General features: G+C 55.2%; 9 protein-coding genes. 2 read left to right on the plus strand and 7 right to left on the minus strand.

From position 1 onward, the window contains the following. Window positions 1-41 precede the first annotated feature (41 nt). From PspS35_RS14235 to PspS35_RS14255, 5 genes are all read right to left on the minus strand, one after another. Window positions 42-1,844, minus strand: a complete 1,803-nt coding sequence (locus tag PspS35_RS14235) for a hypothetical protein (RefSeq protein ID WP_159935410.1) — start codon at window positions 1,842-1,844, stop codon at window positions 42-44. Window positions 1,845-1,900: 56 nt separating this feature from the next. Continuing rightward, the gene (locus PspS35_RS14240) at window positions 1,901-3,058 is read right to left on the minus strand and encodes a carbohydrate binding domain-containing protein (protein ID WP_159935411.1); all 1,158 of its coding nucleotides are present in this window, start codon (window positions 3,056-3,058) and stop codon (window positions 1,901-1,903) included. A 55-nt stretch (window positions 3,059-3,113) separates the two neighbouring features. Further along, on the minus strand, window positions 3,114-4,112 hold the full coding sequence (locus tag PspS35_RS14245) for a hypothetical protein (protein ID WP_159935412.1): 999 nt from the start codon (window positions 4,110-4,112) through the stop codon (window positions 3,114-3,116). Between the two features lie 52 nt (window positions 4,113-4,164). Further along, window positions 4,165-5,649 (minus strand): hypothetical protein, encoded by a 1,485-nt coding sequence (locus tag PspS35_RS14250; RefSeq protein ID WP_159935413.1) that lies wholly within the window; start codon window positions 5,647-5,649, stop codon window positions 4,165-4,167. 140 nt (window positions 5,650-5,789) lie between these two features. Continuing rightward, complete coding sequence (locus PspS35_RS14255; RefSeq protein WP_159935414.1) at window positions 5,790-7,244, minus strand: hypothetical protein; 1,455 nt, start codon at window positions 7,242-7,244, stop codon at window positions 5,790-5,792. 291 nt (window positions 7,245-7,535) lie between these two features. Between PspS35_RS14255 and PspS35_RS14260 the strand changes: the two genes are divergently transcribed. Beyond that, entirely contained in the window at window positions 7,536-9,518 is a 1,983-nt protein-coding gene (locus tag PspS35_RS14260; protein ID WP_159935415.1) for a hypothetical protein, read from the plus strand. Window positions 9,519-9,544: 26 nt separating this feature from the next. Then, complete coding sequence (locus PspS35_RS14265) at window positions 9,545-10,144, plus strand: hypothetical protein (protein ID WP_159935416.1); 600 nt, start codon at window positions 9,545-9,547, stop codon at window positions 10,142-10,144. Between the two features lie 188 nt (window positions 10,145-10,332). Here the strand turns inward: PspS35_RS14265 and PspS35_RS14270 are convergent, their stop codons facing one another. After that, window positions 10,333-11,283, minus strand: coding sequence for an alpha-E domain-containing protein (locus PspS35_RS14270; protein ID WP_159935417.1), 951 nt, complete (start codon window positions 11,281-11,283; stop codon window positions 10,333-10,335). Between the two features lie 3 nt (window positions 11,284-11,286). Further along, on the minus strand, window positions 11,287-12,696 hold the full coding sequence (locus PspS35_RS14275; protein WP_159935418.1) for a circularly permuted type 2 ATP-grasp protein: 1,410 nt from the start codon (window positions 12,694-12,696) through the stop codon (window positions 11,287-11,289). Window positions 12,697-13,079: the final 383 nt, after the last annotated feature.

Here is a 13,079-nt window from a genome sequence, read left to right on the forward strand (position 1 = left end):
AAATCAATCAGGCAGACCGGCGGTTGGTGTAGAGATCATCTTTATCGTATGTCCTCGAACCCGAAAATTCCTCGGCGGGCAATCTGCAGCGTCACCACACCTGAGTAGCGCTGTGGAACACCGTTATGGTTGACTTCCCAATAAACTTTCACGATGCGATTGAGGTTATCCGATACATATTTGCCCGGTACTTTGATTCGAGCGTCGCCCGGGGTTGAAATATGCATCAGCATCACAATACGGTTAAGTGGGCCGAACCAATGCAAACGAATATGCTGGCCAACGGGAGGGTTAGGGATGGTGACCCAAACGCCATCCGGTACCAGGTCCGGATCAAGGTGATGACCGGCAACCTTCTCGACTACTGGAGCAATCATTGCCTCCCAAGGTTCTCCTATCAGCAGGCTTTTGCGCGCAGACTCACCTAGCAGTCGCCCATCAGTCCCATTGACTTCGTAATGCATTTGCGAAGGGCGACCCTCAAATCGCTTGATTTGGGCGGCTGGCAGTTCCAGTTCAATGACGTTGTGTTCCGGGCGCTCACCTACGCTGCGGCTGAAACGGTATTCCACGGTGCCGTCTCGGTCAGGCAAGAGCCAGACCAGCGTGATCAGGTCCCACGGTTTCCAACTGGTCTGGTAAGGCACGTAGGCTTGCCCATCTACTGGGACTGCTCGTATTTCAGCGAAAGGCATTGTGTCGATCACATAAGGCTCTGGCCACTGAACCGATGCCCCTTGGACACTCACGTAGACCGATTGGGAATACATCGTCGTTGAGCCGATATATTTGTGCAGCGTGTAATACAGCTTGGCATGACCTTGGGCCAGCCCTTCCATAAACGCAGGCGGGATCTGGAAGTCATAGATCGCGTTAACCCTGTCCACTGGGCGCTCTTCGCTGTGTATGACGATGTTTCCTTGAGCATCGGTAGCCTTGAAAACAAACTCGAGGGTATCTCTCGTCTCGAAGTAATCCGCTGACGCAAACACCGAAACCGTGACGGACTTACCTGCCAGCTTTTCCAGATCGATGACTCCGGTTTGCGGGTCAACCTCTGCGCTGTAAGGTTCTCTCAGGACGTCGCGTTGTGCGTACACCAGCACCTTGCTGGCTGCAGACCAGCGTTCAGCCGGGTCAGTAAAATTACCGGTGTGCCCACGTACCTGGAGCCTCACATTCAGTTCGAGGCCGTCGCGAGCGGCCATGACTTTCGCGTAAGACACAGTGAGGTTGATCTCACGGTTCAGGTCTGCCTCGGTGACCAAATGGGTGACTTGTTGATCCCCCCAGCACAGTAGGACTTGGTCCCCCGGAGCCGCGTAGGAGTAGGGCATCAGCGTGATTTCGATATTCTGGCGAGCCCTGGTTTCACTGACGCCGTTGACCAGCACATCGTCAGGTAGATAGATGACCAGCCCTTGGTGTCCGGGCCTGGAGGGGTCGGGGTCATGGCCACCCGGACGGTTAAAGTCGACCCGTAGGCGCAGGGGGAGGGTAGACGCGCCTGAGCTGTTAATCCGGCACACGAGCGGGTCTATCCATTCAGGCCTGATACTGGCTGCAGGGAGGAGGATTGGCAGCCATTCACGCTGGGTGTCTGCGGCCATGACAAAGGTATGAGCGACAGGGCGAATAGGGTCGTTGCTGAACAGTTCGAGCAATTGACCGGGGGAAGTGCGCGCGCCGGTCTTCACGTAGACAACCTGCGGCGTTTCGATATTTCTGAGGCCCAGGTTGCCGTCGACACCGACATCACCAGCTGCGGCCGGGTGGAGCCTTGGGATGTAAAGGTCACCTAGTTCAGCAGTGAGGCCAGGGGGAGAGGTAGCGACGTTGGACATGGTGGTGACTCCTTTCTGTGAATCAACGGGGAATACAATAAAAGGCAAAACTTGGGTTAGAGGCGCCTGAAACGTATATCGTCAATTTCGTAGTCGTTACCATCGCTAGTAGCTATATGACTTTGAATATAAAGCGTCAGGGTCGTGCTGTTGGCTGTCAGCGTTCCTGATAAGGTCCGCCAGTTGACCAGGTCTGAAAGTTCGGTTGCAGCAGTCAACGTTCCTTGTGAGGTTCTTAAAGACAGTGAAGGCCTAACGTAACGTCCGTCAAATCTTCTAGCCCTTATGCTGAATGTGTAACGCTCTCCCGGTTGTAGATTTCTAAAGACCTGAGCAAAAACAACACCACTTTTATCTCCTGCGGGATAAGTATAGTTGTGAAATACTGTATTTCCGCTATATACCCTGAACTGAATGTCAAGCATGTTATTAAGGGCTGGCCCTGGTATCCAGCCGTTCAAGTTATTGTTGCTAAAATCGGTAAGATGATCACGCCCAGGCCGAATAAATAACACGAAGAGCGGCGAGAAACGTCTGGGCGCGTTGGCCCTGGCCAGGCTGTATCTAATCCTGACCGATCCGTTCAGGTTTTCGCTGACGAAGCGGCGTTCGACAGGAATAAGTAGCGTTTTTCCTGCCTGGGCAGCACTTATAGTGATCTGCACGCGCGTGCTTACGGCGTTGCCTTCCCAATCCAGGGTGATAACGTCATTTAAAAGGCTATCGATAGGCGGAATAGTCACGGTTACGTGGGTGCCAATCTTCAGATAGTTCCCCCATCTTGCTTCAACCTCTACCGGAGGTAGGCTGCTCGCATACCTGCCCACTATTAAAAACAGGCGCTGTGATGCGCGATGGGGCTGAAGGTCGATACGTTCGTAATACACATCAACCGGCAGGGTATCAAAACGTCTTACTTGCGCATTCGGAATGGTAAATGAAAGTTCTTTATTGTCAGGAATGGGGCCGAGGAAAAATTCTTCAGTGAAGTTGACCGAGTGCGCAGCCCATACAATTCTAATTTTTGTAGCGGACGTCCAACCGTCTTGCGCACGAAACTTCATTGTGGCATTTGAATTCGGATTCAACTCTCCATCTGGCGCTTCTACGATACTGGGTGCCGACCAGTCGATGACGTCGCCGTTAACCCTGATACGTACTTTTCTTGATGGCAACCATTCATTGTCTCTGAACTTGTAGAGATTGTAGTACATGATGGCGATGCCACTGGCTATTGCACCGACCAATTCGTTGGGTACATCAAAGTCTTCAATGAAGTTTGTAATATTGACATCCCTGTGCTCGCTGTGAAAAAAAAGGCACGTTTTGAATATCTCGCCCCTCCCATTCAAAATCAATTTTGTCGCCCGCCTCGAAAAAGTCGTTATCGATAAATATCTGCACGGTTTGCGCGGCATCACCTAACTCGTCAAGTTCAACGATTTCCCCAGCCTGCTTAAGAAACGGCGGGCGTGGCCGCAAGAGCCCCAGGTTGACTTCTACCCGCTGTATTTCCGACCAGTTCGACTTGGAATTGGGATCAGCAGGGTAGTTGCCGCCCACATCCTTGATTTGCATGGCCACCGGCATGTTCACGTAGTGAGGGTTCTCTTTGATGCGCTCGGGAGATATGAACATTTCAAATGAGCGGCGCACCTCAGCAGCCGTCACCACGTGTGCGATGATTATGGCGCCCCAGGCGATGAGGCAGGTATCCCACACTTCCATATTTTCCCACGGGTGGATTTCCAGCACGACACCTCGATCTGCCCTTGCCATATCTACGTGGCTGCCGGCTTCCAGGTCAGGCGGCAGAAAGAACACCAGGCCTTGATTCCCGTCGGCATCGGGGTTCGGGTCTGGATAACCAGGGCGGCTGCGTTTCACCCTGAGCTTTAACGGCTTGGTTTTAGATGAGTTGCCGCTGGGGCGTCGGATAAGGCAATAGACTTCAGCCCACTCCGGCAGGATCTGCTCTTTATTCACCGTCAGGCTGAAAAACCGGTTACCCAGGTTTTCCGGTTGGATGACGAGATAGTCCACCGGGGCTTCAGGGTTGTTCCAAATCAGGTAGATCTCGGTGTCCAAAACAATCTCTGGGAACGCGAGGAGCAGCACCTCCAGGTTATGTTCGACATGCCGTGCGCCAAGGGCACCGTCAGACTCGGTATCCCCTTCAAGGGGAGGTTCTATACCGCTGATCAAGACCGGACCCAGGTCGTAGTCATTGGGGGGGCTGCCGGTTTTTGTTTTGGTTTTACTGGACATGGTCGGACCTCCAAGAGGGGCAATGTTGCTCATACAAACCGCGTCACGTTCATTACCTGCCGCCTGGTGCACCAATCTGTACTTCCTGGCGTAACGATTCGTTTAGTGAGGTGCTGCGCGCCAGAATGTTTTCTGGCTCATACACGTAATAGAGTTCAGGCTTGGTGCCGTTGAACCTCAAGAGGTCTTCATGTTCAATCAAGCGTCTGATCGGCACATTTTCAGGTACCTGTCCCACTTCGAAAAGGTCGTCGTAGAGGATAAGGTCATGGCTACCCGGTACCACGTAACGCATGAGCAACATGATCTTGTCAGTTGGCCTGCGCCATGCGTACCAAGGAATTTCGACGGCGGCGCCACCTGTGGGTATAGGGTTGACGACATGGGAGGTGTATCGCACAAAAAAAGGTGGCAGCAATCGGATGATTGCGTCCTGAACCGCAGCGGAGGCGATTTTTGAGTAACCCACTATAGTGAGCCCTTGAAACAAGATAAAACTGATCTCCACTTTGCCACCGGCCACCGCACGCACTTTGTCATGGGGCACGAAGAAGTCATGGGGCCTGCCGGCCGCTTTGATCGGGATGTATTCCTCGTGCAGTACCACGCCCCCCTGCTTCGGGTAGCCTCGGTACGTCACAAAATACGTGTAGCCGAGAGGGCCCTCCCACGGATAAGTGAAACACTGCATATGCAACGGCCCGCCGTTAAGTGACTCAAGGTCGATCAAGCCTGGAAAGTTCTGGGTCGCGAAGATAGGTGCGGCAAAATTGGCGCTGCCCACGTCTACCAGCACCGGGATGTTGCGTGAGCGGGGGGTGGATACGTTGCGGACCGCGTCCACAACCTGGAAGCTCACCAAGCGATTGGTGCCATTACCGATCGAGATAATCTGATCGCGGTTGATTTTTATCTCGGTCGACAGGCCTACACCAGCCACCTGCTTGGAGGGAATTAACAAGTTACCAAACTGGCATTCAATGCGATCAAGTCGATGCATATCCGGGTAAGGCTCAAAGATGAGGGTTACCCCTCGCCCTGCTTGAATTTCCCTGATTTCTGTATCGGATATGCTGAATTTGAGTGCGGAATGACCTGGGATAGTATGTTCTTTGTCCTCGCCGGCTGGGAGGGTTCGTTTGACCATCAGGGTCAACGGATAAGAAAGGTCATTGGACGGGCCACCGCCATAAAAAACCTTGTAGCCCAGTATCAGATCGCCGTCGGGGAGGTCACTGTCTGAAATAGCAAAAGAGAAGCTATTGCGGTCTTCTTCCCCGGGCTCCAGGGTTTTCTCTGCAAGGACCTTCATCCCCACGATGGCAAGCACCTGGATTTTGTCCCCGGGCTTGGCCGGCCAATTCTTATCTACCGTCACGGTCAGGCCTCTGGTCAGCAACCAGAGAGCAATACCACCGTCATAGCCCTCAAACGCCGGCGACATGCCAGGTACCCGTAGCGTGTCAAGGAACTTGGGCTTGATCGGCGACGCTTTTTTGCTTTTGGTGGGGGCCGGCTTGCTGTTTTTGGTAGGCATGGCTTTCTCCAGGTAGAAAGTTGTCACGCGTCACAGGAAATGTTCCTGCGCTTGGGGCGTATCAGACACCGTTAAATACGGGCTTGCCTACTGTCATAACTAACAGGTTGCGACAGGCGGTCTGCGCGCAAGCACGGCGGTCAGGAACCTTGCAGGATTTGCACTCGGCGGCGCAGCGATTCGTTTAAATCCATAGAGCGAGCCTTCATAGAAGCGGACTTGGATTCGTACACGAAATACAGGTCAGGGGCATACCCCAAGAACTGCTCAATATCCTTACCGTTGAGCGCCCACTGAACCGGCTGCCCATCGCAGAACGTTCCAACTGTCTTCGTAACGCTATAAAGGATTACTTCGTTGAGTGACTTCACGTAACGCAGGATCAACGTGAGGTTGTCCGTAGGTTTTCGCCAGTCGTACCAGGGAATATTCACGACCATGGATTTTTCTATGATCGCAATATCTTCAGGATATTTTTCGAAGTAGGGCGCTTCCAATCGAATGACCGGTCCCACTACCTCGGCGAATGTCTTCTTTGATATCTGGTTAACCAGATCGTCAGCTCGGATTAGCTCATAGCTGGTCTCCGCCCATCCTCCTGCTGCAGCACGGACTTTGCTGTAGGGCACATCGTGATATGTCGCGGTGCCGGCTCTAGTGATCGTTTCGATTCGTCGATGCACCACCTCCCCCCCGAGCGGCGGGTAGGCCTTGAAGGTGATCACATACCAATCACCCGTCCTGCCGATGGGCGCAGGGGTGTACATTCCAACCGTCAAGTCGGCGCCATTTAGCCTTTCGAGGTCGATATAACCCGGCCGATCGTCAGACTGAATGAATGGGCCGTCCCGTTGCGCGCTGTCGAGTGCTACCAACACGCGCAAGTTCCTCGACCTTGGCGTGGAGGCGTTGCCGACGTGGTCGACAACGTAGAACCCCACCAGCAAGCCATCGCTATCACCTGCTTTCGTAATCTGGGCGTGATTAATGAGAATAAGGGTTGCCTGGCCGACGCCTGCGACTTGTTGAACGATCGTCAGGCCGCCCCATTGGAAGTAAATGCGGTCCATGGGATGCATGTTCGGGTAGGGCTGGATAATTACGCTGACGCCTTTAGCCGCATCGGGCGGATAAACTTCCAGAGTCGAAAGCGAGAACTTCAGTTCCGAATGACCCGGTTCGAGCTGATCAATATCTTCACCCGCAGGCAGGTCGGTTTTTACTAGCACACTCAGGGGATAGGATGCCTCGTAGTCGTCTTTGTTGCCTTTGAAGTTCACCACGTAACCTAAGCGTAACTCTCCGTCCGGTAGTTTTTTTCGTGGGATGGAAAAAAAATAACTCTCGTTTTCTTCTTCTCTGGGCTGCACCCGCTTTAAGGCCAATAACGTCATGCTGGGCATCAAGACGATGCTAATGATATCGCCGAGGTTGGCAAGCCAGTTGTTGTCTACTCGGACCGTCAGGCCAGAGACCATTAACCACGCTGGAATTCCTCCGTCGTAACCGTCAACATTGTCGGTCATACCTGGAATAGACAAACGAGGAAGCTGATTGGGCTGCCCTGGGGAGGTTTTAGCGCTTTCAGTGCTCATGCCCTGTTTCTCCTTGACACATGCTTGAACAACGTAGGCGTCTACCGTTGGTGCCGGATGAAGTGCCTTAGGCGGTATCAGATACCAACGTTTTCGCGGGGGCAACTGTCAGAATTCACAGGTGGCGACAGACGGTCACGGGTGTGTGCAACAACCTTGTCGAGGTTGAGCCCATTGAGCTACCAATGGTCGTTACCTGTGAATTCTGACAGTTGCCAACCCTCTGTCGCTGGGTGTTTGATTTCCGTCAAGTTCATGCCCAATTTGCATGGCGAAGCCGAGGGAACCAGCATGGCCAAGCAACACGCTTCCCCCCCCAGTCCGCTCTCCGAGCTGCCAGCGGTGGACATTCCGCTGATGCAACCGCCGATTGAAGGCGATCTGGAGAAGGCCGACGGCGGTATTGGGGTGTCGCATACCATGCGCCCCTTGGTAGTACATATCGACAGACCAGATAGCACGCCTGAGGGGACTCACTTCGAGTTGATCTGGGGTGGCGGCACTCCGGTTGCGTTCAACCTGATCCGGGAGGGCGACGAGAACCTGGCCCGTATCCCCTTCACCGTGCCTTCCGACAGCATTCGCGAGGCCTGGGCAGATCCCGTGTATGTTCAAGTTATTCGCAGCAACGCAAACCCATCCCGAACCAGACCCTTGCGTTTGAGGGTGAACCTGCAACATCCGGGCGGACAAGACCCCAATCCCGCCCCCGGAAATCAAGGCCTGGTATTTGAGTTGCCGGATGATGTAAGGCTTGGTGGGGTCAGTGCGGATCGGGCCAGGCAGGGTGTGGAGGTGATCGTCAGGCATTGGCTGAACATGGCCGCCTATGACCTGCTCATTCTGGTCTGGGGCTCGGTGCGAATCGAGCGGTTGATCCAGCCCTCCGAGGTAGGCCTGGATATCAAATGCATATTGGACGAGGAGGCGATCAAGGAAGCCGGGGACAGCGACTTGCTGCCGGTCGCGTTCCAGGTCCGGGGACCGACCGGCAATTACCCCGATCCCTGGGCGCCCTGGTCGACTACAGCGCTGGTTTCGGTTTACCTGGAGACTGACCGCGTGGACGCGCCCTGGGTGCAAACACCTGAAACCGACCGAGAAATCGATCTCGAAATACTGGGCACTCGCGACGTACAAATCGGCATGACTGTCGGGGGCGCCGATGCTCGTGTGTACAGCCATATTTTTCTCTACTGGAACGGCGTAAATGCCGAGGGCAGTTCGGTTTCTTACTTTGAGGATCGGCAGTTGGCAGGCGCCAAGGGCTATTTTTTTAATATCAACAATGCCTTGGTGAGCGCGATCGCTCAAGGCAGTGTGGTGGTGTATTACGAGTTAAAAGGCGCTGGCGTGCCTGACAAGCGCTCGCATAACCGTTACCTCACGGTTATCGGCGAGATCGTCAGATGGCCTGCACCGACTGTAGACCAGGCCCTGGGAGATGATCTGGACCCAGGCTTGCCACTGATTACCATCCGCTTCCCGGCGCAAGCCAGTTGGGCCAGCACGGACCGGGTGCAAGTGACTATCCTGGCCAGCGATACCGACGGCACGGTCGACTATACGGCAGGTCGGTTAGTTGGCCAGGTTACCCCCGACGGGCAGATGACGTTCGATGTGGCAGGTAACGAGCTCAGGCGTTTTGACGGGCGTCTCATTGACGTGTTCTACAGCGTGACCCGGGACAACGAACTGCCTCAGGAGTCGCTGCGCCGGGTGTATCAGGTTCATATGCCGGTTGAGCTGCCTGTTCCTAAATTGATCCAGGCCACGGGCTCGGGTGCTTCGGTGAGTCTTGCATCGATGAATGCGCAAACTGGCGCCACTGTATCGGTGGAATACAAACCGATGTACACCACCGACAGCATCAAGGTCACGATGGTGGGAAGCGCCGGTGCTGGATCGCCGAACATTGACGCCAAACCAGGTTTGGCGAGTGGCGTGGTCATGTTTGATATTCCCAAAGCGGCGATTGCGGCAAATATTGGCAATGCCAACAAGACCTTCACCCTCGAATACGAGGTGACGCGCGAGGGCGTTAAACGGGGATCGACAAAGTTGACAGTAACGGTGACACCAATACCCCAGGCGGAGTTGCTAAAGACCGTTATCCAAATCAATGAGGCGAACCAAACTACCAGGGTATTGGATCTGTCGACCGGTACTGCTAACAGGAAACTGCGGGTCGGCACCTGGCCGTTCATTGCTACCGATTCTCCGGTCTGGATTGAGTTCAAAGGTTTTAAAACTGGAGGGGGGCACACAACCTAAAACATTGGAATGGTGGTGCGTCCAAAGTGAATTCGACCTGGTTCAACCAAGGGTGGTGGGAGAGTGGGATCAGTTATGCGTCGTACTTGAAAGAGTTGGGCGACAATACGAAACTGACATTGCATTTCAAAGCCGCTTTGGGCACCGGCATAACTGAGGCTAATGCCATTACCTTCCCGGTAGTCGAGTACACCGTCAAAAGTAAGCCTCTGCCAATTGATTATACAAATTTCGACAATAAAAATATGAATGGTTGGACAAGGGGACCGAAAGGTCTTTACCTTACGATGACGGCCAACAGCAATGGATATCACTTGTGGAGTGGCAACGGCCAAATTCCAGGGGATGGGATTTCGCTTTATAAAAGCGTCGCCCTTGTTGGAGGTACAACTTACTTATTTGAGGCAAGTCTTAACGGTAATTATTACCATAGCCCATCAGGCGCATATTTGGTGGCTGGCAATCAACGCAGTCCAACGCAGTGGTTCACTAATGAAAACAAGATCCTTGCCTTTCGTTTTACGGCCAGTACTACTGGCAGCACTCAAATCTCGGTAAATACTATAGCGACATCAGCGGGGTATCAGCAAATCACCATACTATGGCTGCGGGTGACGAAAGCTTAATTGATTTGACGCTGGGAGTTTTAGCCGAATACTCGCGAAACTCAACGAGGAATAAATGAGAACAGAATACGAGGCAGATATTTTAAAAGTTAATCTGCCCTATCCGGTGCGTCCTCAGCGATCAATAGGGGGCGCTGCATTACTACATCGGTGCCAAGGGGCAGCCCCCCCCAAAAATTCAGTATCAATCACACCACTTCCAGATACGAACTATGAACCGCCCGCGCCAACTCCCGCACCGTTTCGATGAATTCCGTGAGACGGCTATGCAACCCATCCTCCAGAATCTCATCAATCCCCGTATACCTTAGCCGCGCCTCAAACTCAGCTGCCAACCGCTGCGCCGTGCGCCCGTAACTGCCGGGCAGGTCCGCAAGGATATGGCTCAACTCCTCGATACACGCATGCAACGAACGCGGCACGTCACTGCGCAATAGCAGCAGCTCCGACACCGACCGTGCATTCAGCGCATTCGGGTACAGCTCCGTATACGCCTCGAACGACGACAGCGCGCGGAGCAGGGCGCTCCACTGGTAATAGCCGCGTGCCGACAAGTCGCTGACTTCTTCCGACTCTTCGCCAAACATCTCGTAGCGCGCATCCAGCAAGCGCAAGGTGTTGTCGGCGCGCTCGACGAAGGTGCCCAGGCGGATAAACCGATAGGCGTCGTTACGCATGATGGTGCCCGAGGTCGCGCCACGGAACAGGTGCGAACGCTGCTTGACCCAGTCACAGAAGTGGCTGATACCGTGTCGCGCCAGGCCGCCGGCGGCGATGCTGCGCATTTCCAGCCAGGTGGCGTTGAGGTTTTCCCACATGTCGGCGGTGATGCGCCCGCGTACCGCATGGGCGTTGCCACGGGCGGCGCGCAGGCAGTTGTAGATGCTGGCGGGGTTTTCTTCGTCGAGGGCGAAGAAGTGCAGCATGCGCTCGGCATCCAGGGTTTCATGGCGTTCCAGGTAGCTGTCCAGGGTGCCGCTGCTGAGCAGCGACATGGCCAGTTCGTCCAGGCCATCGCTGCGCCCGGCCTGGGGCATCAACGACAGCGAATAACTGACTTCCAGCATGCGCGCCAGGTTCTCGGCGCGCTCCAGGTAGCGGGACATCCAGTACAGATCTGCGGCGGTTCTACTCAACATGATTCAGCCCTCCACCACCCAGGTGTCCTTGGTTCCGCCGCCTTGCGACGAGTTCACGATCAATGAGCCTTCACGCAGTGCCACCCGTGTGAGGCCACCCGGCACGAGGCGGGTTTCCTTGCCCGAGAGCACGAAGGGCCGCAGGTCGATATGCCGGGGGGCGATGCCGTTTTCGACAAAGGTGGGGCAGGTGGACAGGCTCAGGGTCGGTTGGGCGATATACGCGTGGGGGCGGGCCTTGATGCGTTGACGGAAGTCTTCGATTTCGGCGGCGGTGGACGCCGGACCGACCAGCATGCCGTAGCCGCCGGAGCCTTGGGTTTCCTTGACCACCAGTTCCGGCAAGTGGGCCAGTACGTGGGACAGTTCATCGGGTTTGCGGCACTGGAAGGTCGGTACGTTCTGCAGCACCGGTTCTTCGTCCAGGTAGAAGCGGATCATTTCCGGCACGTAGGGGTAGATTGACTTGTCGTCGGCCACACCGGTGCCGATAGCGTTGGCCAGCACCACGTTGCCGGCGCAATACGCCGCGACCAGGCCAGGCACGCCGAGCATGGATTCAGGGTTGAACGCCTGCGGGTCGAGGAACGCGTCGTCGATACGCCGGTAGATCACGTCAACGGCCTTGGGCCCGTCGGTGGTGCGCATGAACACCTTGAGGTCGTGCACGAACAGGTCGGCGCCTTCGACCAGTTCCACGCCCATTTCCCGGGCCAGGAACGCATGTTCGAAGAATGCGCTGTTGAAGCGGCCAGGGGTCAGCACCACGACGTTGGGGTTGTCCAGCCGGCTGGCGCTTTTCAGGGTCTTGAGCAGCAGGTTGGGGTAGTGGTCCACAGGCGCGATGCGCTGCTTGGCGAACACTTCCGGGAACAGGCGCATCATCATCTTGCGGTCTTCGAGCATGTAGCTCACACCGCTGGGGGTGCGCAGGTTGTCTTCCAGCACGTAGTACGTGCCGTCGCCATCGCGCACCAGGTCTACGCCGGAAATATGCGAGTAGATGTCGCGGTGCAGGTCCAGGCCGACCATAGCCTTCTGATAACCCTCGTTGCCCAGCACCTGATCCGCCGGAATGATCCCGGCCTTGATGATGCGCTGATCGTGGTAGATATCGGCGAGGAACATGTTCAGCGCGTTGACCCGTTGGATACAGCCACGTTCGATCACGCTCCACTCGCTGGCGGGGATGCTGCGCGGGATGATGTCGAAGGGGATCAGGCGCTCGGTGTCTTGCTCGTCACCATAGAGGGTGAAGGTGATCCCGGCGCGATGGAACAGCAAGTCGGCTTCACGACGACGCTGGGCCAGCAGTTCCGGCGGCGTATTGGCCAGCCAGCGGGAGAAATCCTGATAGTGCGCACGGCATACGCCGTTTGCGTCATTCATTTCATCAAAGAAAGATCGAGCCATTGCAGTACCTTGTCAGTGCCCAGGGTTGCGTGGGTGGCACTGCCGCTTAAAAAAACGCCTGTTTTCATGAGCCTGTGGCGCAGAGTGCCAACAGGCCTGCTCCTTACTTTCTTATGGTGTCGGCTCTGGGTCGGGGGGTAACGAATACTCCTGGCGTGATGCGCAACGGTAGAAGGTTGATGAGATAAAGCAATGCCTGTGCCTAAACCGTGAATAGCAGGATAAAACCCGTAGCCGGCATGCCAAGGGGCCTGGGCGCCCAAGATCAGTGCGACATGCCGATGCAGAGTGCGCCAGGAAGGTGCGCCTGGCGCACAAGAGTCGCGCGTTGCAAAACGCTGTTCAAATGGTGGACAAGCCTTTCCAGGGTGAAGTCGGAACGA

The organism is Pseudomonas sp. S35 (assembly GCF_009866765.1).
Lineage (GTDB): Bacteria > Pseudomonadota > Gammaproteobacteria > Pseudomonadales > Pseudomonadaceae > Aquipseudomonas.